Annotated in this window: 20 protein-coding genes; 11 read left to right on the top strand and 9 right to left on the bottom strand. The window is 37.9% G+C overall.

Features of this window, described 5'->3' with window-relative positions; all coding sequences use genetic code 11:
- Positions 1 to 106: 106 nt before the first annotated feature.
- The 6 genes from LIV57_RS12360 (at position 107) to LIV57_RS12335 (ending at position 5,449) form a co-directional block, all read left to right on the top strand.
- Positions 107 to 1,147, top strand: a complete 1,041-nt coding sequence (locus LIV57_RS12360) for a M28 family metallopeptidase (RefSeq protein WP_227942825.1) — start codon at positions 107 to 109, stop codon at positions 1,145 to 1,147.
- 104 nt (positions 1,148 to 1,251) lie between these two features.
- The gene (locus LIV57_RS12355; protein WP_227942824.1) at positions 1,252 to 1,701 is read left to right on the top strand and encodes a GNAT family N-acetyltransferase; all 450 of its coding nucleotides are present in this window, start codon (positions 1,252 to 1,254) and stop codon (positions 1,699 to 1,701) included.
- The gene (locus LIV57_RS12350) at positions 1,698 to 2,072 is read left to right on the top strand and encodes a glyoxalase (protein WP_227942823.1); all 375 of its coding nucleotides are present in this window, start codon (positions 1,698 to 1,700) and stop codon (positions 2,070 to 2,072) included. Before LIV57_RS12355 ends, LIV57_RS12350 begins: the two co-directional genes overlap by 4 nt.
- Positions 2,069 to 2,569 carry an endonuclease V gene (locus LIV57_RS12345; RefSeq protein WP_227942822.1) on the top strand — a complete coding sequence of 167 codons (501 nt, stop codon included), beginning with the start codon at positions 2,069 to 2,071 and terminating at the stop codon, positions 2,567 to 2,569. The genes LIV57_RS12350 and LIV57_RS12345 overlap by 4 nt, the downstream gene beginning before the upstream one ends.
- Positions 2,570 to 2,721: 152 nt before the next feature.
- Positions 2,722 to 3,897, top strand: coding sequence for an acetyl-CoA C-acyltransferase (locus LIV57_RS12340; RefSeq protein WP_227942821.1), 1,176 nt, complete (start codon positions 2,722 to 2,724; stop codon positions 3,895 to 3,897).
- A gap of 241 nt (positions 3,898 to 4,138) precedes the next feature.
- Positions 4,139 to 5,449, top strand: coding sequence for a T9SS type A sorting domain-containing protein (locus tag LIV57_RS12335; protein WP_227942820.1), 1,311 nt, complete (start codon positions 4,139 to 4,141; stop codon positions 5,447 to 5,449).
- A 98-nt stretch (positions 5,450 to 5,547) separates the two neighbouring features.
- Here LIV57_RS12335 and LIV57_RS12330 read toward each other — a convergent pair whose 3' ends face one another.
- Positions 5,548 to 8,889 (bottom strand): DEAD/DEAH box helicase, encoded by a 3,342-nt coding sequence (locus LIV57_RS12330; protein ID WP_227942819.1) that lies wholly within the window; start codon positions 8,887 to 8,889, stop codon positions 5,548 to 5,550.
- 134 nt (positions 8,890 to 9,023) lie between these two features.
- On the opposite strand from LIV57_RS12330, the gene LIV57_RS12325 reads away from it, so the two are divergent.
- Together LIV57_RS12325 and LIV57_RS12320 are read left to right on the top strand one after the other, a co-directional pair.
- Complete coding sequence (locus LIV57_RS12325) at positions 9,024 to 9,821, top strand: SDR family oxidoreductase (RefSeq protein ID WP_227942818.1); 798 nt, start codon at positions 9,024 to 9,026, stop codon at positions 9,819 to 9,821.
- A 75-nt stretch (positions 9,822 to 9,896) separates the two neighbouring features.
- Positions 9,897 to 10,811 (top strand): helix-turn-helix domain-containing protein, encoded by a 915-nt coding sequence (locus tag LIV57_RS12320; protein WP_123278399.1) that lies wholly within the window; start codon positions 9,897 to 9,899, stop codon positions 10,809 to 10,811.
- A gap of 53 nt (positions 10,812 to 10,864) precedes the next feature.
- Here the strand turns inward: LIV57_RS12320 and LIV57_RS12315 are convergent, their stop codons facing one another.
- Complete coding sequence (locus LIV57_RS12315; RefSeq protein ID WP_227942817.1) at positions 10,865 to 11,476, bottom strand: GNAT family N-acetyltransferase; 612 nt, start codon at positions 11,474 to 11,476, stop codon at positions 10,865 to 10,867.
- Between the two features lie 431 nt (positions 11,477 to 11,907).
- Here LIV57_RS12315 and LIV57_RS12310 point away from each other — a divergent pair, with 431 nt between their 5' ends.
- Complete coding sequence (locus LIV57_RS12310; protein WP_227942816.1) at positions 11,908 to 13,065, top strand: MFS transporter; 1,158 nt, start codon at positions 11,908 to 11,910, stop codon at positions 13,063 to 13,065.
- A gap of 13 nt (positions 13,066 to 13,078) precedes the next feature.
- Here LIV57_RS12310 and LIV57_RS12305 read toward each other — a convergent pair whose 3' ends face one another.
- Entirely contained in the window at positions 13,079 to 13,321 is a 243-nt protein-coding gene (locus tag LIV57_RS12305; RefSeq protein ID WP_227942815.1) for a hypothetical protein, read from the bottom strand.
- Positions 13,322 to 13,508: 187 nt separating this feature from the next.
- Here LIV57_RS12305 and LIV57_RS12300 point away from each other — a divergent pair, with 187 nt between their 5' ends.
- Positions 13,509 to 14,804, top strand: a complete 1,296-nt coding sequence (locus tag LIV57_RS12300; protein ID WP_227942814.1) for a cryptochrome/photolyase family protein — start codon at positions 13,509 to 13,511, stop codon at positions 14,802 to 14,804.
- A 97-nt stretch (positions 14,805 to 14,901) separates the two neighbouring features.
- On the opposite strand, the gene LIV57_RS12295 is transcribed toward LIV57_RS12300, so the two are convergent.
- From LIV57_RS12295 to LIV57_RS12275, 5 genes are all read right to left on the bottom strand, one after another.
- Positions 14,902 to 15,597, bottom strand: coding sequence for an ABC transporter ATP-binding protein (locus LIV57_RS12295; RefSeq protein WP_227942813.1), 696 nt, complete (start codon positions 15,595 to 15,597; stop codon positions 14,902 to 14,904).
- Complete coding sequence (locus LIV57_RS12290; protein WP_227942812.1) at positions 15,591 to 16,937, bottom strand: DUF3526 domain-containing protein; 1,347 nt, start codon at positions 16,935 to 16,937, stop codon at positions 15,591 to 15,593. Before LIV57_RS12290 ends, LIV57_RS12295 begins: the two co-directional genes overlap by 7 nt.
- Positions 16,938 to 18,383 (bottom strand): ABC transporter permease, encoded by a 1,446-nt coding sequence (locus LIV57_RS12285; RefSeq protein WP_227942811.1) that lies wholly within the window; start codon positions 18,381 to 18,383, stop codon positions 16,938 to 16,940. It lies immediately after the preceding gene.
- Between the two features lie 3 nt (positions 18,384 to 18,386).
- Positions 18,387 to 20,696, bottom strand: coding sequence for a TonB-dependent siderophore receptor (locus tag LIV57_RS12280; RefSeq protein WP_227942810.1), 2,310 nt, complete (start codon positions 20,694 to 20,696; stop codon positions 18,387 to 18,389).
- 130 nt (positions 20,697 to 20,826) lie between these two features.
- Positions 20,827 to 21,180 (bottom strand): hypothetical protein, encoded by a 354-nt coding sequence (locus LIV57_RS12275; RefSeq protein WP_227942809.1) that lies wholly within the window; start codon positions 21,178 to 21,180, stop codon positions 20,827 to 20,829.
- Positions 21,181 to 21,479: 299 nt separating this feature from the next.
- On the opposite strand from LIV57_RS12275, the gene LIV57_RS12270 reads away from it, so the two are divergent.
- A complete protein-coding gene (locus LIV57_RS12270) occupies positions 21,480 to 21,866 on the top strand; it encodes a Rid family hydrolase (protein WP_227942808.1) in 387 nt (128 codons plus the stop codon).
- A gap of 534 nt (positions 21,867 to 22,400) precedes the next feature.
- Here the strand turns inward: LIV57_RS12270 and LIV57_RS12265 are convergent.
- Positions 22,401 to 23,561 carry an alpha/beta hydrolase-fold protein gene (locus LIV57_RS12265; RefSeq protein ID WP_227942807.1) on the bottom strand — a complete coding sequence of 387 codons (1,161 nt, stop codon included), beginning with the start codon at positions 23,559 to 23,561 and terminating at the stop codon, positions 22,401 to 22,403.
- Positions 23,562 to 23,642 lie beyond the last annotated feature (81 nt).

Raw genomic sequence — 23,642 nt, 5'->3', positions numbered from 1 at the left:
CCCCCCCAATAGTTTAAAAAGACCCAGACCTGTATATTATTTTGTCCGATTGATTATCAATGCGGGGATTCAATAAAAATTGTTATTTTTAAGAAATTTATTCTTTATGAAAAAAATACTTATCCCGTTATTGGCCATGGCGGTAGTAACCAGTTGCGGAACGGCAAAAATAGCTGACGGAAACGCTTCACATCCTGTTTCAACAAAACATAACAAAGCATTTAACAATGCCTATAAAGAGATTAATGCAGAGGATTTAAAGAAAAACCTGTACGTTATTGCAGCAGATGATATGGAAGGGCGGGACACCGGAAGCAAAGGACAGAAAAAAGCGGGTGAGTATATGATTAATTATTACAAAAATCTGGGTATTTCAGCTCCTAAAGCACTAGGCTCTTACTATCAGAAAGTACCGTCTGAATTCATGAAGAAAAGAGGAGGAGGTAACCTTCCGGATTCTGAAAATATTTTAGCGTTTATTGAAGGAAGTGAAAAACCCGACGAGATTGTAGTGGTTTCGGCACATTATGACCATGTAGGTACAAAAAACGGAGTAGTATACAACGGAGCAGATGATGACGGAAGCGGAACCGTTGCTGTAATGGAAATAGCAAAAGCATTCCAACAAGCTAAAAAAGCAGGAAAAGGGCCTAAAAGATCAATCCTGTTTCTCCATGTTACAGGAGAAGAACATGGACTTTTCGGTTCAGAATATTATTCCGAAAACCCCGTTTTTCCATTAGCCAATACCGTTGTTGACCTTAATATTGATATGATCGGACGTGATGATCCTGCCAACAGAGGTAAGCAATATGTTTATGTAATCGGTTCTGATATGTTAAGCTCTCAGCTTAAAGTCATTAACGAAGCAGCTAACAAAAGGACCAACAATCTGGAATTGAATTATAAATACGATGATCTGAATGATCCTGAACAATTGTATTACCGTTCAGACCACTATAATTTTGCTAAACATAATATTCCTGTAGCCTTCTTCTTTGACGGTATTCACGAAGACTATCACAAACCAGGTGACGATCCCGAAAAGATTGATTATCAATTGTTGGAAAAAAGGACCCAGCTCATCTTTACAACAGCATGGGATATTGCCAACAGGGAAGAAAGAATTGTGGTTGACAGAAAATAATTACCAATTTTAATTCGGGTTGATTCTAACCCTTGTCAAGGTTTTAAACCTTGACAAGGGTTAAAAAAAATCATTCCCATAAACTTGCCAACAAAAATATTACCATGAAAACGATAATCCGGGAAGCAAGGCCAGAAGATATTCCACAAATACTGATTGTGAGAAACTCCGTGAAAGAAAACATGCTGTCAGATCCTGGATTGGTTACTGATAAAGATTGTGAAGAGTTTCTGTTTCAAAGAGGAAAAGGTTGGGTTTATGAGGTTGAAGATCAGATCGTTGGTTTTTCCATTGCAGATCTGAAAGAAAACAATATCTGGGCGCTCTTTGTACATCCTGATTTTGAAAACCAGGGATTGGGTAGAAAACTTCATGATATCATGCTCAACTGGTATTTTGAACAAAACAAAGATTCCGTATGGCTGGGTACTTCACCTGGAACAAGGGCTGAAATCTTTTACAGAAAATCTGGATGGAAGACAGCTGGAACCCATGGAAAAGGAGAAATTAAGTTTGAAATGATCTCTGAAAACTGGAAAAATAAAAAATTATGATACCAAAACTGAAATCTATCAGACCTTTTATCGGAGCACAAAACTTTGAGATCAGCAGAAATTTTTACAGAGACCTGGGATTTCAAGAAGTGGTTCTGGAATCTAAATTGTCTTTATTTATAAGAGAAGAAATCGGATTTTATCTCCAGGATTATTATGCAAAAGACTGGGTGGATAATACCATGATCTTTATGGAAGTTGCCAATACTGATGAATTCTGGAAAGAACTCTTGTCTCTGGAGCTTACAGAAAAATATGAAAATGTGAGGCTTACTCCTGTAAGAGCGATGGATTGGGGGAAAGAGTGCTTTGTACATGATCCATCAGGAATATTGTGGCACTTCGGTGAGTTTTTTAAGAAAGAAATATGATTTACGCATTTGATACCTATTATTACGAGGATTATGCCAATACTGTGTGTATTGCATTTGAAGACTGGACCTCTGAAAAAGAAGTGGAAACTTTTATAGAACAAACTCCTGTGAGTTCAGAATATGAAAGCGGAGCCTTCTATAAAAGAGAATTACCCTGTATTGTAAGCCTGCTGAAGAAAATTACATTAAAATCCGGAGATATCATTATTGTGGATGGATACGTCACTTTGGATGATCACGGGAAAATTGGTCTGGGTGGTCATCTGTATGAAGAACTGGAAGAAAAGTATCCTATAGTTGGGATTGCAAAAAATGAATTTACAACACCGGATTTCCAGCGGAGAAGCGTATTTCGTGGAGAAAGTAAGACTCCGCTATTTGTTACTGCCAGAGGAATGAATGTAGATGAAGTTCAGTCGAAAGTAGAGCAAATGCATGGAGCTTATAGGATTCCTACATTATTAAAAAAACTCGATCAGCTAAGCAGAGCATAAATAATAAAATCTTACCCAGAAAGTAAGATTTTTTATCATTTAATAATATACCGATTGGTATATTTTAACTATCTTTGTTATATTCCTTTGTCAATATAAAAAGGATTTTTTTAATCAAAAATATACTGATCGGTATATTAAAAATAAAATCTATGAAAGAAGTATTTATAGTAGCAGCAAAACGAACCCCGATTGGTGGTTTTATGGGAAGTCTGTCAGGATTTACAGCACCTCAGCTGGGGGCTTTAGTCATTCAGAATGCTTATGAAAGTATCGGACTTGCTCCGGAACATATAGACAGTGTATATATGGGAAATGTGCTGAGTGCCGGATTGGGACAATCACCAGCAAGGCAGGCGGCTATCTTTGCCGGAATTCCTGTAGATAAAGACGCCACAACAATCAACAAAGTTTGTGCTTCCGGAATGAAATCGGCGATGATGGGTGCACAGCAGATTCAGCTTGGAATGGATCATATTGTTATGACGGGAGGAATGGAAAGCATGAGCAACGTTCCGCATTATGTCAAAATCCGCCGGGGAATAAAACTGGGAGATACGAATCTTACTGATGGATTGATTAAAGACGGGCTATGGGATGTCTACAATGATTTCCACATGGGAAGTGCAGCGGAATTAGGCGTGAAAAAATATGGACTTACCAGACAGGAACTTGATGATTATGCCCTTCTCTCATACCAGAGAGCTCAGGAAGCGGCAAAAAACGACAAGATTGGCAACGAATTGATCCCTATATCGATTGAAAGTAAAAAAGGAACTACAATCGTTAGTAAAGACGAAGATATTGATAAACTGATCCCAGAGAAAATTTCCCTTTTGAAACCTGCATTTGAAGCCGACGGAACACTTACAGCAGCCAATTCCAGCAATCTGAATGATGGTGCTGCAGCCCTTTTACTAGCGTCTTCTGAAGCAATAGAGCAACATAATTTAAAACCACTGGCAAAAATAATAGCCTATGCAGATGCCGCACAGGCACCGGAATGGTTTACTACTTCACCTTCCATCGCTATTCAGAAACTGTTGAAACAAACCGGTCTTAGTCTATCTGATATCGACTTTTTCGAGATTAATGAAGCGTATTCCTCAGTAATTCTATCCAATCAGAAAATTCTAGGATATGATATCAGCAAGGTAAATGTATACGGAGGAGCAGTGGCATTGGGACATCCGATCGGTGCTTCAGGAGCAAGAATTATGACCACTTTAGTGAATGTTTTACGCCAGGAAAAAGGAAAGTATGGAATTGCCGCCATCTGTAATGGAGGAGGAGGCGCTTCCGCCGTTCTTATTGAAAGTATAGGCTAAAAGGGATAAAATACTTTAGATTCCAATTATTATATTAAAAAAGATCTTTCTTAAAGTTAAATTTGAGAAGGATCTTTTGCGTTGGTAACAGATTGATTATCCATTGGTCAAACAGAATATTCAATGAGTACAGACGAAAGGTTAAAGCTCTATTTTTATTAAACTGACAAATATCATTACATTCTTATTTTTATTCATTCTAAATAAATATAAATTTGTCTCAGGAAATTGAACAAAGAAAATGAAAAAAATAACTACTCTTTCTGGTATTGTACTTGCATCGCTGATGAATGCGCAGCTGCAATATTGTATGCCAACCTTTCAGTATGGAGCTGACAGCAATATGATCAGTAATGTGACTTTCGGAACGATTAATAATTCATCACCTGTTCAGTCCTCCAATGCACAAATTTATGAGAATTTTACGGCAATATCTACAGATCTGCAGTCGGGAAGTTCTTACCCGATATCTGTGAAAGGGCCATCCAGTACATTTCCAAGTGATGTAGTTGTTTTTATAGACTTTAATCAGAACGGAAATTTTGATGATGCAGGAGAGAGCTTTTATATCGGAAGACTTGATGCAGCTAATCCGGCCAATGCTTTTACAGTTAATAATACCATAGCAATCCCTGCCAATGCTGCTAATGGAAGTACAAGAATGAGGGTTCTTAAAAATACCAATGTTCAGGCTTATTCAAATCCGGCAGCGGCTAATTCTATCAGTTCAGCTTGTGACAGCAGTTTAAGAGCAGGGCAGGCGGAAGATTATACAGTGAATATCATAGGGAATACCCTAAATTTTCCTGCTCCTTATTGCGGTACTGAAAACATTACAAGTTCAACCGTGAGTGAGATCAGTACGGTAGAGTTTGCCGGAGTTATTAGAAACAGTGCACTTGACGGGAATTCTGATGTACTTGAAAACTTTACAGCAACAGTTTTTAATGTGAACCTTGGAAATAGCTATCCAATAAGTGTTACAGGTGGTACCCATGGCCAAACCACCGTATCCGCTTATGCTTATATTGATTTTAACCATAATAATCAGTTTGATGCTGATGAGCAGTTTAATCTGGGCTATCTGGATAATTCCAATCCGGTTCCCGGCCAGCAGTCCGGGATTACAACAGGCTATATCACCATTCCAGCCGGAGCACAGTTGGGAGAAACCCGTTTCAGACTGGTAAAAGCCTATGAATCCAATTCCTGGATGGGAGCTTTGAAGAATCTTCCGTGTCCTTCAGAATGGTTTATCGGACAGGCAGAAGATTACACTATAAATATTCAGCCTGAAAGTCTTTCAACCCTTGACATTTCTAAAGAGGCATCGACTCTTGTTACAATATATCCAAATCCTACCGCTAATTCTATAACAATCAAGATGAAAGAAGGATTGGAGAAATATGAAATTTATAACATGTCCGGACAAAAGATGCTGGAAGGGAATTCGATGACAGTTTCAATGGACAATTTTATTCCGGGAACCTATCTGATTAAAATTCACACCAAAAATCAGAAAACAGTCACAGAAAAGATTATTAAAAAATAGACACATCATATCTAAATCATATCCATATCAATTTTTGTTTTTTAATCGACAGGTTTTTACCTGTCGGTTTTTTTATTGGCTGGTTTTAAGCTTTTATATTACGATTCAGAGGCCAGTAAATCCATCAAATCCTGTTTAGACAATCCCTGAAGTTTCTTTCCATCTGTAGTCAGCAGATTCTGAGCTAGTTCTTTTTTCTTCTTTTGAAGGGTAAGTATTTTTTCTTCTACAGTATTGGAGCAGATCATCCTTACCGCAATTACATTTTTGGTCTGTCCTATACGGTAACTTCGGTCAATAGCCTGGTTTTCAGCTGCAGGATTCCACCATGGATCTACAAGATAAATATAATCTGCCTGGGTAAGATTGAGACCGACACCTCCGGCCTTTAAGCTGATCAAAAATACACGGATATCTTCATTGTTTTGAAAATGAGCTACTTTTTCACCTCTGTCTTTCGTTTGACCTGTTAAATATTCAAACTGAATATTGTGGCGTTCCAGCTCAGTCTTGATCAGATCCAACATTCCGACAAACTGTGAGAAAACAAGGATTTTATGATCTTTGGATTTTCCAAGGATTTGCTCCATCAGAATTTCGATTTTAACGGCATTTTCACCGGAATATCCCTCTTTCATCAGAACAGGGGAATTACAGATCTGTCTGAGCCTCGTAAGCCCTGTAAGGACGTGCATACTGTTTTTGTTCAGATAATCGTCATCATTGGCGGCAATAAATTCTCGAAGCTCCTTTTCATAAGCATCATAAATTTTGCGCTGTTCCGTATTCATTTCACAGTAGATTACTGTTTCTGTTTTATCCGGAAGTTCTTTGGCAACCTGTTTCTTTGTTCTTCTGAGGATAAATGGCTTTATCTTTTGCTGAAGCTCTAAGGCACGTTTGCTGTACTCGAATTTATCAATTGGAATGGCATAAATATCCTTAAAATACTGTTTGCTTCCCAATAATCCCGGACAGGCAAAAGAAAGCTGGCTGTAAAGATCAAAAGTGCTGTTTTCGACAGGAGTTCCGGTCAGTACAATTCTGTTTCTTGATTGAAGAAGTCTTGCGGCTTTGTATCTTTCTGAATTAGGATTTTTAATCACCTGTGATTCATCCAGAAATACATAATTGAAATTAAAATTTTTCAAAAATTGAATGTCCGAAAGCAGCATTCCGTAGGTGGTGAGAACTACTTCGTAATCAAGCATATGAGCTATTGTTTTTGGACGGTCTGCCCCATAATGAAGCAGAACTTTTATGGAAGGTGCAAATCTGCTGATCTCTTCCTGCCAGTTGAAAAGCAGGGAAGTAGGAACCACAATCAGATTGGTGGTGTGGCCTCTTTTTTCCCTCTGTGAAAGAATAAAAGCAATGATCTGAATGGTTTTTCCAAGCCCCATATCATCTGCAAGACATCCTCCGAAGTTGAAACTGTCAAGAAAATTAAGCCAGTTGAGTCCGTCATGCTGATAATCTCTCAGCTCAGCATTCAGTTCAGCGGGAACAGCTACTTCAGGAATGTTTTTTACTTTTGAAAATTTTGTGGAATAGAAGGTGAGTTCTTCCTGAATCTCCTTGCTCAAAATTTCTTTTTCAAACAGTGACGTTACCTGCGAAAAATTGATTTTCGGAATCTTTAAAAGCTCTTCATCAATTTCTCCTGCTCTGAAGTAAGCAGCTATCTTTTCCATCCACTCTTCGGGAAGAATTCCCATGCTGCCGTCATCCAGCTGGACGAATTTACTCTTATTCCGGATGGCCCGGTGAAGCTGTTTCAGAGAAGCTTCTTTGGGACCAAATCCCACTTTCAGCTTAGCATTAAACCAATCCAGTCCGCTGGTAATCTGAATATTGATTTTTGCCCGGTGAGGGTTTAATTTATTGTTTTTTAATTCGTTAAAGCCAAGTATGATGATCCCTTCGTTTCTCCAGGTTTCAAAAGCTTCAAGAAACCAGTTGTTATCAAGGAACTTATCCCTGTGAAGATAAAAATACTGGTAGCCGTCCATTTGATCTTCAAAATCAGGATGCTGCTGCATCACCAAAGAAGTAAAACGGGCTTCAGCTGATTCATTTCTTTCTATTTTAAATGGATTTCCATTATGATCGGTATCAAAGAGCTGCTTCCTGGAATAGACCGGAACTTCCACATCACCGTATTTCATGACGGGAGTAATTCCTATATAATTTTCCTGCTGACGGAGATAAATGACTTTTTCAGTATGATAATTCTTGTCTTCAAGCTGTACTTTCGTTGCAGGTTGTATGTAGCTGTAATTAATATGGATACGTTCTTCTAAAGCAGACAGAATGTCCTGCATGAAAGCTTCATATTTTGAAGAATGAACCAGTAGAATTTCATTATGAGCCTTAAAGAACCGGATGATTCTGAGCATGTCCGGATTGTCTACAAAGCTGAAAATGTTTCGGTTATACACAAAATACTCATTTCTGAGAACTATATTTTTAAATGGAAGAGCAATGTCATTAAACAACAGTTCTCCGGTGATTTCAAAAAACGGATCTTTCTTAAATACAGATAATTGAACCTCGGCATCTAAAGTATTTAATTCAACCTGGGAAAGTGATTTTGAAGAAACCGTTTCTGCGATTTCCCGGTCGTGATAATACACTTCCAGTTCCAGAGGATTCTGTACAATAAGTTTTAACGCTTCAAGTTCTGCAGGGTTGTAATCTTCATTATAGTTATTCTGAAAAGTAGTAATGGCAGTATAAAATTTGATGTCTGCAGGTTTTTCTGCTTTCCAGATAAGCCGCATGGCATCTACAGGAGTTACGGGATTTTTGAGCTTTCCTGTCTGCGTTATTTCTGCCTCCATCAGAGAGAAGGTCATATGATTGTAGTAACGGTGTTTACCAATCACCAATATCTGCTTTTTACCTGTTTCCAGTATGGCCAGCTCATCCAGTTGAGAAGGAAGCTGAGGAAGAAGATCCCTTGTCAGCATCACATCATCTGCAGGAAGCATTTCTTTGATTCTGGGCTGTATTTTAATTTTGCCTTCAGTATATTCCAGTTCAAAATACTGATCCAGATCCGGCTCATCTTCCAGACCATATTCTTTTGCTTTAGGAAGAAAGTTTTTTTTGCGGAGTGCTTCATCAAAAAACAGGCGATAGTTTTTATCTTCAATAATGCAGTGGATTATTTCTGCCTGATGAGAACAAAGCTGGTTCTTTTCATTGCTGCAGGTGCAGGAACAAAGCAGAGAGCTGTTTATTTTGCTGATGGTAACCACCGGAAAATCATGTAATGAAGACTCTTTTGTAAATATTCCTGTATTGTTTTCAATAGCTACAGGATAGATCTCACGAAAATCCCTGATCCCGATAAACGCACTGTCTGAAGTATGTTTCAGCAGGTCATATACGGAAAGTGTACTGATATTGATATTGTCAAGAATATATTCTGCCATAAAAATAGATCGGGACAAACTTACAAAAAACAAATGTATTGAAGAATCCGTTTTGGCTACACCTTACCCCATTTTGGCAACTCTGGCGTTTGTTGTAATGCAGAACTTTGTCCTGTAATTTTAAATCAAGAAAAATGAAAACAATTTTTATAACTGGTGCTTCTACAGGATTAGGAAAAGCAGCTGCCCAATTATTTCAAAACAACGGGTGGAAAGTAATCGCCACTATGAGAAACCCTGAAGCAGCGGCTGATCTTGCGGCTTTGGAGAATGTAACAGTACTTCCGCTGGATGTTACCAATCCGGAACAGATTAAGTCTACTGTAAAGCAGGCTCTTGAACTTGGAGACATCGATGTGGTGTATAATAACGCAGGATATGGCCTTATAGGACCTTTGGAAGCGCTTTCTGATGATCAGATCGTCAAACAGCTGGACACGAATTTATTAGGGGTTATACGCGTTACACAGGCATTTATTCCTTACTTCAGAGAACAGAAAAAAGGAATGTTCATTTCTACAACGTCTATAGGAGGACTGGTAGCATTCCCATTAGGTTCTACTTATCACGCAACCAAGTGGGCGCTTGAAGGGTGGAGTGAAAGCTTAGCTTTTGAGCTTAATACTTTGGGAATTGATATTAAAACTGTTTCTCCCGGAGGAATCAAGACGGATTTTGTAAGCCGTTCTCTGGACTCAGCATCCAGTCCTGCTTATGAAGAGATGACGAATTCTCTGTTTTCTAAAATGGAAGGAATGATGGAAGCGGCTTCTACGCCGGAACAGATTGCAGCAGTAGTCTATGAGGCTGCAACAGATGGTAAAAAACAACTGAGATATGTGGCCGGAGAGGATGCTAAAGCCATCTATGCGCAGCGTCTTGAACTAGGTGATGAAGCATTCAGAGAGCAGTTCGGAAAACAGTTTATGTAATCAGTTTTGAAAGACAGTATAAAGTAAATTACATTTGTACTGTCTTTTTACTCCAATAATTTATAATTTTATATCATGGAAAAGAAAGATAATATTCCACTGAAGATCTCATCCATATCAGAATTGCACGATATGCTGCAGCTGCCCAAGCCGCTTCATCCGTTGGTAAGCCTTGTGGATAATACGAAAATGAGCATCAGAAAAGATATGCTGAAGAGAAGCTTTATCCTGAATTTTTATAAGATCTCGTATAAATATTCCACGGTGGGAAAAATGGGTTACGGACAGGGATATTATGACTTCAATGAAGGAGGCATGATGTTCACAGCACCCGGACAGGTTCTTTCCACGGATGAGAATGCAGAATACTGCGGGTATACTTTGCTGGTACATCCGGATTTTATCAGAAGTTATCCTTTGGCAAAGAATATCAAAAACTTTGGTTTCTTTTCTTATGATACAAATGAAGCACTGCACTTGTCTGATCAGGAAAAGACAACGATAACAGGCTTGTTGGATAATATTGGAAATGAATTAAATACAGCTATTGATGAAGTGAGTCAGGACGTTATTGTTTCTTATATTGATGTGCTTCTCAATTACAGCAACCGTTTCTATAAAAGACAGTTTATCACAAGAAAGGCGGTTAATAATGATGTGCTGGCTAAAATGGATGTAGTGCTGGAAAAGTATTTTAACGAGCAGGAAACATTAAATAAAGGGCTTCCAACGGTGGAATTTCTGGCATCCACACTCAATCTGTCACCCCATTATCTGAGTGATATGCTTCGTAACCTTACCGGATTGAATGCCCAGCAGCATATTCATGAAAAACTGATCGAGAAGGCTAAAGAATACCTTACTACCACAGGTTTTTCTGTATCTGAAGTAGCTTATGCCCTGGGATTTGAACATCCGCAGTCATTCAACAAGCTGTTTAAAAAGAAAACCGATAAAACACCGCTGAGTTACAGACAGTCTTTCAATTAAATAAATAAAAAACACCTGGTTCAAATATCAGGTGTTTTTTTATTGTATACTTTTTAGCCAACACGTTGCTTTTCTTTGATCAAAGCTTCAATTTTGCTTTTTGCAGCTGCCCATTCATCATCCAAAATACTGTAATAAGCTGCACTTCTTGTAGTACCATCGCTGAGAACTTTGTCTTTACGTAAAATACCTTCAAATACACCACCGATTTTTTCGATGGCTTTTCTGGATCTGAAGTTATCATCTTTCGTTTTCAATTGTACTCTGTTGGTTTTCAGCACATCAAAACAAAAGGTGAGGAGCAGGAGTTTGCATTCAAGATTGATGGCTGTTCCCCAGAACTCTTTGATGATCCAAGTCCATCCGATTTCCAGTTTTCTGTCTGCCGGATATATTTCAAAAAAGCGGGTGGAACCAATCAGTTTTCCGGTTTCTTTATGTCGTATGACAAATGGATATTGATTTCCGGTTTCTCTTTCTGATAAGGCGAATTCATACGTTTTATAAAACTGGGTTTCTTCAGAACAATCGGTAGGAATCAGTTCCCAGAGTTCTTTATCTGAAGCAGCAGCATATAATTCTTCAAAATGCTCTTTTTCAAGGGGAATTAATTCAACTGTTTCCCCTTCCAAAATGGTGGGATAGGAAATCCATTTTTCTTTCATGGCTTATTATATTATACAACGAAATTAATGAAAAAGTTATTTAAACGTTATAAAACCACAAAAGACACAAAAGCTTTTTAAACACTTAAACTATTTAAAGTTATATGCTTTGTGTATAAAAGTATCCTAAAGTTTTGTTGAAAATCAAAGATTTTCATCTTATGTGAACTTAATTACACGGTATTTCCTTAAACTTTCTAAAGTATACCAAAGTGTTTAGAAAATAAAAACTTTTGTGACTTTTGTGGTTAAGTTTAAACAGACTTGAAAATAAAAATTTGTGTTCAAAAAATAATGTGATTTTCCACCATAATGAGGTCGGCAATTTCATTAATTGGTCAAAATGGAACATAAAAATGACAAAAATGAACTACATTTTAATAGCGCAGCGTGTCTAAATTTGCAAAAAGGATTTTTATTACCCTGTTATAATGAACGAGACCCCATCTTTTAATGCAAAAATGCCGACCGCCTGTTTTTTACTATTCTTTGCCCACGGGCTTGTTTTTTCCTCCTGGGCGAGCCGGATTCCTATCATTAAAACTGCTCTTTCCATTACTGAAGCACAGTTGGGAACGCTGTTGCTTCTGATGCCGATAGGACAGCTTTCGACGATGGTTCTGGCCGGAAAACTGATCAGTATCTACGGAAGCAGCGGAATTATCAAAAGATGCTTTATGCTGTATCCTTTTTTTCTTCTCTTAATTGGTTTATCACCTTCTTACTGGACTTTAGGGGCCGTTCTGTTCTTTTTCGGTGTGTCCGGGAATATGTGCAATATTGCCATCAATACACAGGCAATTGAGATAGAATCTATTACGAAAAGAACTCTTCTTTCTTCTTATCACGGAGCATGGTGCTTTGCAGGACTTACGGGGGCTTTAATCGGGTTGCTGATGATTAATCTCCATGTAGGAACTTTTTATCATTTTGTTTTTATTTTCCTTCTGGTAGGAATACTTTGGTTGTACAGTACAAAAAATCTGACTAATATTATTCATAAAGCAGAACCGCAGACCCGTTCAATTTTCAAAGCAGTGAATCCTACACTGATTGGTTTGGGAATTATAGGCTTTCTGAGTATGGCGATTGAAGGAGCGATGTTCGACTGGAGCGGGGTTTATTTTCAAACTATAGTTAAAGCACCTGAAAACCTTGTTATATTGGGATATACAAGTTTTATCTTAATGATGACTTTAGGTCGTTTTATCGGGAATAAAATCATTGAAAAATATGGAAAAAAGATTGTTCTGCAGTGCTGTGGGCTATTGATGAGCAGCGGACTTTTTCTAAGTGTTTTCTTTCCGGAACTGTGGATCTGCATTATTGCTTTTATGATCATTGGCCTCGGAAGTTCCCTGAGTGTGCCTTCCGTTTACAGTACAGTAGGGAAAGTGAGTACGGTAGCTCCGAGTATTGCTTTGTCATTTGTTTCCAGTATTTCATTTTTAGGATTTCTGATGGGTCCGCCTCTTATCGGATATATTGCAGAAAGTTTTGATCTCAGGTATTCGTATGGGCTTTTTGCCTGCTTTGGAATTTTACTGGCTATTATGGCCGGACAGATGAAAGTATTCAGAAAATCATAATGAATTTAACAAATCATAAAACCTGAAGTTCTTTAAATACGTCTATAATGGCTTCAATAAGTCCTTTATCTATATTTTTTTCGGAAGCAGCATCAGGGAGAAGAGCTCTTAAGTCACCGTGATCATCACGCTCAATAACGACTTCAGTTCCGTCTACATCCACGTACAGTTTGTATCCATAAGAGAATGTGGCAAGCTTTCCGTTGAAAAGCAGTTCTTTACCCTTATAGGTTACCGGTACTTCAAATTCTTCCATGCGTAAGCTTCTATTATAATTAGGGCAAATGTCGGAAAATTTTAATTCATATCATCATATAAACTGGAATGATAAAGCCGGATTATGCAAATTGTTAAAAATATTAATGGAGTAAATCTGTATATTTATCCTTAGTTATGGAGTCATTCCCAAGCAGGAATGATCAATGAATTTGAATTAAGGAATTATGAAAGATACAATCACAATTTTCTGGTTCAGGCGCGACCTGAGATTGGAAGACAATATCGGACTTCACCACGCTCTGCAGTCTGATGCACCGGTACTACCCATTTTTATATTTGATACTGATATTCTCGGCAAGCTGGAAGATAAAGAAGACCGCAGGGTTGATTATATCCACCAGGCTTTGACGGATATCAATATTTCATTAAAAAAGTATCATTCAAAAATCAGTACCTATCATGGTAAGCCTATAGAAATATTCAGAAAATTGTCTGAAGAATACATTATCAAAAGTGTTTTCTGCAACAGAGATTATGAACCTCAGGCGATTGAAAGAGATAAGGAAATCTATTATTTTTTCAAAGAAAAGAATATTCCTTTTAAAGCCTGTAAAGATCAGGTGATTTTTGATAAGGATCAGATTGTTAAAAAAGACGGTTCGCCTTATACGGTTTATACTCCTTTTGCCAAAAAGTGGCGGGAAGCTTTAACTCCTGAACATTATCAATCTGTTGAATTGGATTGTAAGAACCTCTTTCCACAGGAATATTCTGAGATTGTGGCATTAAAGGAGATAGGTTTCAAAAAAACAGATTTTGATTTTAAAAAACCGGTTCTGGATGCAACCATTATTGATGATTACGATAAGTACCGTGATTTTCCGGCATTAGAGCACACCACACAGCTCGGAATTGCTTTACGCTTTGGAACCATCAGCATCAGAAAGTGTGTGGCTTTTGCATTAAAACATAATGCGGTATGGCTGTCCGAGCTGATCTGGCGTGAATTTTTTATGCAGATTTTATATCATTTCCCACAGGTGGTTCATCAGTCTTTCAAAAAGCAGTATGATAATATCCACTGGCGGAATAATGAAAAAGAGTTTAAGCACTGGTGTGAAGGAACCACAGGATATCCGATTGTAGATGCCGGAATGAGGGAATTGAATGAGACAGGCTATATGCATAACCGGGTAAGAATGATTGTAGCGAGCTTTTTATGCAAACATCTGTTGATCGACTGGCGTTGGGGGGAAGCGTATTTTGCATTAAAACTGAATGATTATGACCTTTCTGCCAACAATGGAAACTGGCAGTGGGCTGCAGGCTCGGGATGTGATGCAGCACCTTATTTCAGGGTTTTTAATCCAACGGCTCAGACAGAAAAATTTGATAAAGACTTACTGTATATCAAAAAATGGCTCCCTGAATGGAATACACCAGCATATCCATCACCTATTGTAGAACACACCTTTGCCCGCGAAAGAGCTTTATCCGAATACAAAAAAGCTTTGGCATAAATATCAGGTATCAACAAAATGCCCGGTAACAAATTGTCACCGGGCATCAACCAATTGATATTAATATGAAAAGTTACTTACAGAAGTAACGGAATCATCAGATTGTTTTCAGATACAGCTCCTGTAATTCCTGTGCTGTAAACGCTTTGGAAGGTAAATTCTGGACAAGTTCTCCCTGTTTCATAATACCGATATTGGTAGCAACACTTACCGCATTGAAAATATCATGAGTTGCCATTAAAACAGTTCTGCCTTCTTTACCCAACTGCCTTACAATTTCTGTAAATTCTGCAGTAGCAATCGGATCCAGGCCGCTGGTAGGCTCATCCAGAAGAAGCACTTTGGCATCTTTGGCCAGGGCAATGGCAATTCCAACTTTCTGGCGCATCCCCTTGGAATAACCGCCCAATGCTTTATGATGGGCGGTTTCCTGCAAACCGGTACGTTTAAGGAGCGCAGACAGTTCATCTTTCTGGTAATCAAAACCTGCGATTTTGGAGAAAAAATCAAGGTTTTCTATTCCTGTAAGATGAGGATATAAAAGAACGGTTTCGGGAATATACGCAAGATGTCTTTTAATTTTCTGAGGTTCCTCCTTTACCGAAATATCATTAATGAAAGCATCTCCGGAAGTCGCTTTGATGAGCCCGAGAAGAATATTAATAGTTGTGCTTTTACCCGCTCCGTTTTGTCCGAGCAGCGCAAAGATTTCTCCTTTTTTTACTTCCAGATTAAGAGAATGAAGTGCGGTAAAATCGTTGTATTTTTTATGTAGATTGACTGTTTTTAACATAGTTTTCTGTATTTATATTGTGAAAGAATGATGAATAAAGCAATGAAGATGAGATAGGGAAGAAGTATCTGTATCCATTTGATAGAGGAAGAGAATTTGAAAACCTCTATCGTTTGCTGTGCCCAGTTGACAGATTCCGCACTCTTGCCTGAGAAAATTAAAGGATAGAAGAACAGCCTTTTTTTCTCATGGAATTTTTTGAGCGATGAAGCATACTGTAAATGATTATCCATGTCAGATTTTGCTAAATGGCTTTGTGCCAGCTGAGTATGAAGATTCGGGAGGGAATAGCCTAAATAGTCTGCTGCCTGATTTCGTTTCTGCATTTTTTCCGTATACAGTTCGGATGATTTTGCAGATTCCAGGTCTCCCATATGCTGCATGGCATAATACCAGGTCCAGGTGAATGCATCATTCTCTTCCACGGCAAAATTTCTGTATTGAGGGTATGCTCTGTAGAACTTTTCCATCGTAGGCTGCTTAGCTTCATCCCATTTGTTGTGATAGCCTTCTCTCTGTTCCATCACAGCTTTAAGGGACCCATGAACCGGATAAAGCTTCTGTATCAGAATATTACTGCTCATCGGGATAATAAAATTGATGCCTACCCAAACAATCAGCAGAATTAATGCATTCTGGGCCGATGTTTTACGGAACGATACCATCCATCTGCACAAGGCGAACCAAAGAATAATATACAGCCAGCCACTGATGATAAAAGCAATATAATAAGAATCTAAAGGTATTTTTATCCAGACTGATGCGATGATAATTAATGCGAAATAAACAGCTGTAACAGCCAAAAGACGCACGAACATCTTTTGATCCAGAAACTTTTGTAAATTACCACTCTGAACCGACAGCAACTTCCAGGTTCCTCTTTCTTCTTCTTCAGAAATCAGATTATAGCAGAATGCGACAATCACCAGTGGAAACAGGAAAACAACAACGAAACTAAAGTCAAAATTTCCAACTGCTGCATTGGCGGGATTATAAAAATCTGCATTATAGCGCTGTTCTTCCAGATTCCGGATGGTTACTCCCTGAATAGAAGGGTTTAAATCACGCATTCCGATATTTAAAGCAGCCAGCGTGGGGGGTTCATTCACCAGATTGAATTTAATATAATAAAGAACCAGTCCCAGATCATCTTTGTGAAATTTTGTATTTCTTTCAATACTTTCTTTCTGAAATGCTCCGCTTCGGGAGATGATGTCTTCGTTTCTGTCCAGGAATTTTTTCCCTGTATAGATAGCCATAAGCCCTGCCATCAATAGAAATAGAAGTGCAATGATGTACGATTTATTACGGTAAAATTGGATATATAAATAACGGTTCATTTAGATGAGTTTTAGTTTTCTTCCACTTATTTCGATAGCAATGATGCAGATAACCATCCATAGTACTAATGCCGCAGCAGGTATTGGCTGTTGCTTTAAACTTTTGAGAACAGAAGTATACTGATACTGAAAATCCGGAAACTTTTCCCAGTTGTGCCTGTCGATCACAGCGGCCGGTCCGCCGTTTTCCGGTTTAATATTACTGATCTTCTCAATCTGCAAATCATTTAAATGTTGAGCCATCTGATAACGATATTCTTCTGCCTGTTTTTGAAACTGGTTATAAGAGAAGAAATCTGTGCCCGTTGCAATCATTGAAAAATTTTTGATCGCAATGGCGGGATTAATGAATCCTGAAATATCAGTCAGATTTTGCTGTTTACTGTAAATGTTCTGCAGTTCTTTCTGATGTCTGATATAGATATGTGAACTTATTTTTTCCCCTTCCTTCATAACGAATCCGCCATAGTTGAAAGGAAGTTCATTGGTTGTTTTTACCTGATACTTTGCCAGTAAAGAATCCTTGATTTTTTTGAAATGCGGATCATCAGGATTATGGCTGTCTCCAGACTTTAAAATATCCTTTTCCAGGCTCGTTTCAAAAGCAATCCGGGAAGGGGCAGGATATAAATTCTGTGCTGCAAACTGAATTCCTTTAGGCAGAACGATAATAAAAAGAAGCCAGAACCCGATAAGGCTGATCAATGCTGATGAGGTACGTTTACTGTTTGCCGACACGACAACGGTTAATGTACAGATAAAAAAATAGTAAATCATGTAAGCAGGCAGCAGTAATGACAGACGTAATACAATATCCGCTGTATTGGTAGCCTCCGACATGAATGCAGCCATGAAAACAATGGGAATGACCGGAATCAGGAAACATAAAGAAAACAGCCAGAGTCCCAGGATTTTACCCCAGATAATATCTCTTCCGGAAGTTCCCTGCACACTGATGATTTTTAAAGTGGCATTCTCACGTTCCTGTACAATTAGCCCAAATCCTGAAAAGAGAATAATCAATGGGACAATGCTCTGCAGAATAAACGCACTGCTGAACGCTCCGAATCTTACCAAAGTACCCGAGCTCCCCGCTTCCGAAAGGTTGGCAGTATTTTGTTTATGCGCCTCCAGAAATATGACATTTCCCAGAAAGTCATCCAGTCCGTTGTCAAAAATATTCAGCGGATGTCCGATTCTGAAAACCAGATAGCCATAGTGAGCCATACGGTGCGGATGCTTATCAGGCCTGTGTTCCCAGTTTTCCCGGACTTCCTTCCGGTATTCTTTTATTTTCGAAAAAGAATCGGTGTATTTTGTATATCCTATGCCAATACTCAGCATACAGAACAGGAGTACGGCAATCGTGGTGAACAGATTTTGTTTTCCTTTAAACAAATCCTGCCAGGTTTTTCTCACCATCAGTTGTAAATTAGAAATAGCCATAGTTTAAAATTTATAAGTAGCAGTTAGCAGATAATTTCTCGGAGTTCCCGGAAACAGTCTTAAGTAGTTCTGAGCCCCGATCCAATAGACTTTGTTGGTTATATTATTCAGATTGAAAGAGAGCTGGACTGTTTTTGCCGGAGTGTAATACAATGCTGCATCCAATGTCGTATAGGCGGGAAGTTCAAAGCTTCTTGTAAACCAGGGGATTTTAGAGCTTTGATACAGTATTCCGGCACCGATTCCGAAGTCTTTCAGAAATTCAATGTTTGAGAAGTTGTAGCGGGTCCAGATATTCACCGAATTTTTAGAAGTGTTTTCCTTTCTTTTTCCTACAAGATCACGGTTGGTATCATCCAATATTGTAGCATCAATATAGCTGTAGCCTCCGTAAATATGCCATTGAGGAAGGATATGTCCGGAAAATTCAGCTTCAAATCCTCGGCTTCGGTCAGCACCACGCTGTACAAGTTCATCAGGTTCTGAAGGATTATTGGCATTGATGATTATATTTCTTTGTTTGATTTCATACACTGCAAGATTCAGTGAAATTCTGCCAAAAAGCTGTGCTTTGATTCCCAGTTCTTTAAGATCAGAAGTTAAAGGCTTAAATCGGGCTGCAGATCCGGTAAGGACTGAGGTATTGGGCATCAGCGTTACCGTATTGGACTGAGGTTGATAGCCGGTTAAATAAGTTCCATATACATTGATATGATCCGTTACACTATAGGTAATCCCGAATCTGTACAGAAGTTTATTATTTTTGAATGATGACTCATTGGCTTCTTTAAAATTGGTGACATCCTGAAACCATTCCTGACGTATTCCCGATAGTATTGTCAACTTTTTCCAGGTAAGAAGATGCTGAATATAAGCCGCATGCGTTGTGGTAAGAGCAGAAGGCAAGGGTGTGATCACATTAAGCGTATTAAAATCAGTACCCTGATAATTGGCCGCTCCCGGATTCAGGTCAAATGGTGTTACATTAGGTCTGGGAATGATTGTTCCATTATAATTGATGGTCTGATAATCTGACGCTTTTGCAGGGGTGTAAGCGGAAACCACAGAGCCATTCTTTAAAAGAAAACCTCTTGCTGCATTCTGCTGTCCGCCTTTGCGTTTTTCCCAGATCTGGCTGTCGTAACCTATCAGAGCCTGATGCTGAACAGAACCTGTTTTAAATTTAAAATTGAAATAGGCATTGATGTTATCTGTTGCCCAGTTTTGTTTTCTTTGAACAAACTGCATCATGGCAAGACTGGAAACCGGGATATTGTTCATATCAGGAACAAATGAATTGGTAGTTCTGTGCTCCTGAAGATTTTCTCTCCAGTATTGCTTCATATAAGATGCATTAAAGCTGATATATTGGTTAAAATGATGGGCAACGGTTCCCATCAGGATCAGCTCTCTTGTTTTAAAAAAGTCATCAGGAGCTCCCAGATTCAAAGATCGTGGAGTGCTGTATAAATCTGTTTTTCCAGCCACTGCCCCGAAAATAGGCTGTCCACGATCCAGATTTCCATAGAGATCATTGAAAATCATTTCCACATTCACGGATGTTTTATCATTCGGAACAAAAGTGATAGAAGGGGAGATCAGGATACCACTGTTTTTAACATGATCCCTGAATGAACGGGCATTCTGATACGCTCCGTTAAAACGGTATAATAAAGTTTTGCTCTTATTTAAAGGACCTGTAAGATCTGTAGTAACACGATAAGTTTCAAAGCTTCCACCGGATAAACTGATTTCATGACGAGGATTGGATAATGGTTTTTTAGTAACCATATTGATGGTTCCTCCTGGATCTACACTGGACATAGTAATACTTGCCGGACCTTTGAAGACCTCCACACGTTCTATATTGGAAGTCATGGGCTGCAAAAAATAATATTGCCTTGTCCGCATTCCATTGATGACCTGGCCTTCTTCATTCTGGCTGATCCCGCGGATGTTGTATTGATTATAATAGCTTGAAGGAGAAACACCGTTCACATTTTTCATGACATCTCCAAGCTGAAAAGCCTGGCGGTCGGTGATCAGTTCTTTGGTAACGGTATTGAGTGTTAAAGGCAGATCTTTGTTTTTCATTGCCATCTTGGTGGCGGCAAAAGAATATTCGGAAGTATAATCTTTAGACTTTCTTCCGATAACTTCAACAGTTTGTACCACCGTAGATAACGAATCTTCCGGACGGGACTGAGCACAAAGAAGTGATGAGGCTGTGATGAAACCTGTACTGAAAAGTTTTACAGGATTTGGGGAAATACAATAAATTATTCCCGAATAATTAAAATTACTGGTAGTCATGAATAAGGATGTACGGGCAGTGAATGGCCCATTAATAAAAGGATATCCTTAATTGTGTAAAGACACAGGTATCCACGGAATTACAGTACAGACCAAAAAATCTGTAAACGAAAAATCAGGGCAGCATCGATTAAGCTACCTTGGAAAATAGGGCTGGAGGAGCTCTGGAGCTGAAAAAGTCGAGAAGACAACGATATGAAATGGCTTTTGGCTGCGGCATTTCATTATCACCGGTTGTGTCAATGGCAAAATCCATATTCAAAGAGTCAGGGAGAAGAATTTGTGTCATATGCATATGAAGGGCACACTGACATTCATCGTCCTGAGAAAAGGAAGGAATTTTCTCTTCTTTTGACCCTTTTTTATAGATCACTTTACTTTTGGCGTGTCTGGCATGATCGAGACACGTGGTTACCCCGCTGACATTTGAAACAAATACCAGAAGTAAAGAAAAAACAAAAAAGACCCTGAGAAATTTTTGCATAATAGAAAACAAATGTACAATTTAATTTGATAAAAATTGAATGATGAAGAAAAAGTAGGTGATGTTTTCTTTAAAAATTAAAATAATTCAGTTTCAATTACCATTTACCGGATCGAAATGATTGTCTATTTGAGTATGCAACAATATTGATAAACAATGATATAAAATAAAGCACTTATAAAACTACGGTATTTCGTATATTATTTTTAGGCGAATCTTCTTTAAATAAGCTTATAATCAATATATTATGGTTTTGCGCCTGTTTATTGATTATAGAATATTGTAAAAATAAATACATTATGAATACTAAAGAATTCAGAACTTTTGGTATGCCCTGGGAAGAGGCATATGGCTATGTGCAATCTGTAAAAAGCGGTGACACGGTGTGGATCTCCGGACAACTGGGCCACGATATGCAGGGAAATCTTGCAGAAGGAATGGAGAACCAGTTCAGACAGACCTATCAGAATATAGGCAAGTTGCTGAGTGAATTTGGATTAAATGCCGGCCATATTACAGAAGAAGTCATCTATGTTACCGATATGCAGGAAGGCTTTGAAAGCAGAAAGGTTTTAGGAAAAGAATTTTATGGTGAATTCTGTATGGTTGCCAGTACCATTGTCGGAGTGACTGAGCTGGCACTTCCCGGACAGAAAGTGGAAATTAAAGTTACAGCTAAAGTTTAAAGGATTATCAGAATTCTTTGTACTGTTTTATCCGGTATATGATTGAGATCATATTCGACGGTATTGGCACTTTATTATATTTGGCCATTGAAAATTTCATATTTCTGACAAATTACAGTATAACCTCTCAGTGATTCGGGAGGTTTTTTTGTTGAAAAAATTTAAGTATAACAATGTACAATTTGTTTCATGATTATTATTTATTTTCCTAAAATACAAATAATTAAACGCTAACATTACGGTTTCCCGTAGAGAATGATTACAGCTTATCCGTATATTTACAAAGTTTTAAATAACAATAAGTACAGAAAGTTTTTTTAGCCTCCTCAGGGAGGTTTTTTTATGACCATGATCATAACTCAATTAATGGAGATTTATTAATTTTGAAATGTTAATCAAATTTTTTTTATAAGTTTTATCCTCGGAGAGATCCGGGGATTTTCTTTTTATTATATGATTTCTCGAATCAGATTGGTTGCCGAAATCATCAACAATAAAAAGGAAGTGGCCGCTATGATATTTTTTGTGGAAAGTTTATTTCTCCAGTTGTTGTAGAATTTTTTTTCCTTCTGTATTATCCGGATTGATGCTAACTGATTTTTTATAATTTTCAATAGCCGATTTTTTATCACCTTTTTTCAAATAAGCTTCTCCCATACTATCATACGCATTCCATGAACCTGGATAATTATGGATATTCTCTCTGAAAAATTGTATTGCTTCTTCTATATTTCCGGAGCGGAGCTGTTTATAGCCAAGATTATTTACAAGATCCTCTGGTGGAATAGTTTTATATCCAAATTCATCAGATAACTTGTCAAAATGCATCTGCAATTCCGCATATGATTGTATCACAGGATTATAGTTATCAATAAACCAATTCTGGTATATAAATTTTAAACCGTCATAAAAACTTTTGTAGGTAACAGAAAAGTGATTCTCGTCGTTATATTTTTGAAATTTCCATGTAAGATGAGGAGGAGCATAGGCATTTAGTAGATTTTTAAGAGCATCTGTATTTTTTGGATCTTCATCTCCAAGTGTAATGAACATTTTCTCTGAAAGATATGTGTGCTTATTTAATGTAGAATGATATTGATTTAGCAGATCTCTGTTTTCTCCATACAGGACAACTGGAGACATGAGAATAGATGCCTGAAACAGATCCGGATTCAGTGATTGCGCGTACAGACTAAAAAGGCCAGCCAGTGAATGTCCGCAAAGAACACGGTAAGGTTGTGTTTTGTAATGCTTGTCGATGTGAGGCACCAGTTCATTTTGTACAAACTGAAAGAATTTATAATTTCCATGTGTTTCATCAGAAGTATTGCTAAGTTTTTTTTCAGGAGTGAAATCTCGTGATCTGTTAACATTTACAATAGCTACAACAATCATTTCCGGTGTACGATTTCTATCGTACCCTGAAAGGTAATCCGTTAATTCAGATACATATTTAAAATGGCCTTCACCATCAAGCAAATAAAGGACAGGATAGCGCTGTATTGAGGTATTGTAGTTTGCAGGAAGGTGTATCCAGATATTCCTCTGTTCTTTTAGTATTTTTGAGTCTATTATAAAAGCTTGATTATCGCTCACTGGAATATTCTCAATTTGTCCGTAGAGTCTATTGTAGGAAGCCAGATCTAGTACAAAGCTTATAAAAAGAATAAAATAAAACCCTGTAATTCTCTTCATGACTAAATAGTTTATTATCAGGCTAATATATTAATTTATACCATAGATTCCGCATAACAATAATAAATACTTTGGACATGG

Origin of the sequence: Chryseobacterium sp. X308, assembly GCF_020733145.1 — a bacterium.
In the GTDB taxonomy this organism is placed as follows: domain Bacteria; phylum Bacteroidota; class Bacteroidia; order Flavobacteriales; family Weeksellaceae; genus Chryseobacterium; species Chryseobacterium cupriresistens.
Note: the sequence above shows the minus strand (reverse complement) of the source record. Positions and strands in the feature narration are given on the sequence as shown.

What these genes read in the sequence shown, in the direction of transcription:
- LIV57_RS12360 (WP_227942825.1), top strand. Translation starts at nt 107, where the DNA reads ATGAAAAAAATACTTATCCCGTTATTGGCCATGGCGGTAGTAACCAGT.
- LIV57_RS12355 (WP_227942824.1), top strand. Translation starts at nt 1,252, where the DNA reads ATGAAAACGATAATCCGGGAAGCAAGGCCAGAAGATATTCCACAAATA.
- LIV57_RS12350 (WP_227942823.1), top strand. Translation starts at nt 1,698, where the DNA reads ATGATACCAAAACTGAAATCTATCAGACCTTTTATCGGAGCACAAAAC.
- LIV57_RS12345 (WP_227942822.1), top strand. Translation starts at nt 2,069, where the DNA reads ATGATTTACGCATTTGATACCTATTATTACGAGGATTATGCCAATACT.
- LIV57_RS12340 (WP_227942821.1), top strand. Translation starts at nt 2,722, where the DNA reads ATGAAAGAAGTATTTATAGTAGCAGCAAAACGAACCCCGATTGGTGGT.
- LIV57_RS12335 (WP_227942820.1), top strand. Translation starts at nt 4,139, where the DNA reads ATGAAAAAAATAACTACTCTTTCTGGTATTGTACTTGCATCGCTGATG.
- LIV57_RS12330 (WP_227942819.1), bottom strand. Translation starts at nt 8,889, where the DNA reads ATGGCAGAATATATTCTTGACAATATCAATATCAGTACACTTTCCGTA.
- LIV57_RS12325 (WP_227942818.1), top strand. Translation starts at nt 9,024, where the DNA reads ATGAAAACAATTTTTATAACTGGTGCTTCTACAGGATTAGGAAAAGCA.
- LIV57_RS12320 (WP_123278399.1), top strand. Translation starts at nt 9,897, where the DNA reads ATGGAAAAGAAAGATAATATTCCACTGAAGATCTCATCCATATCAGAA.
- LIV57_RS12315 (WP_227942817.1), bottom strand. Translation starts at nt 11,476, where the DNA reads ATGAAAGAAAAATGGATTTCCTATCCCACCATTTTGGAAGGGGAAACA.
- LIV57_RS12310 (WP_227942816.1), top strand. Translation starts at nt 11,908, where the DNA reads ATGAACGAGACCCCATCTTTTAATGCAAAAATGCCGACCGCCTGTTTT.
- LIV57_RS12305 (WP_227942815.1), bottom strand. Translation starts at nt 13,321, where the DNA reads ATGGAAGAATTTGAAGTACCGGTAACCTATAAGGGTAAAGAACTGCTT.
- LIV57_RS12300 (WP_227942814.1), top strand. Translation starts at nt 13,509, where the DNA reads ATGAAAGATACAATCACAATTTTCTGGTTCAGGCGCGACCTGAGATTG.
- LIV57_RS12295 (WP_227942813.1), bottom strand. Translation starts at nt 15,597, where the DNA reads ATGTTAAAAACAGTCAATCTACATAAAAAATACAACGATTTTACCGCA.
- LIV57_RS12290 (WP_227942812.1), bottom strand. Translation starts at nt 16,937, where the DNA reads ATGAACCGTTATTTATATATCCAATTTTACCGTAATAAATCGTACATC.
- LIV57_RS12285 (WP_227942811.1), bottom strand. Translation starts at nt 18,383, where the DNA reads ATGGCTATTTCTAATTTACAACTGATGGTGAGAAAAACCTGGCAGGAT.
- LIV57_RS12280 (WP_227942810.1), bottom strand. Translation starts at nt 20,696, where the DNA reads ATGACTACCAGTAATTTTAATTATTCGGGAATAATTTATTGTATTTCC.
- LIV57_RS12275 (WP_227942809.1), bottom strand. Translation starts at nt 21,180, where the DNA reads ATGCAAAAATTTCTCAGGGTCTTTTTTGTTTTTTCTTTACTTCTGGTA.
- LIV57_RS12270 (WP_227942808.1), top strand. Translation starts at nt 21,480, where the DNA reads ATGAATACTAAAGAATTCAGAACTTTTGGTATGCCCTGGGAAGAGGCA.
- LIV57_RS12265 (WP_227942807.1), bottom strand. Translation starts at nt 23,561, where the DNA reads ATGAAGAGAATTACAGGGTTTTATTTTATTCTTTTTATAAGCTTTGTA.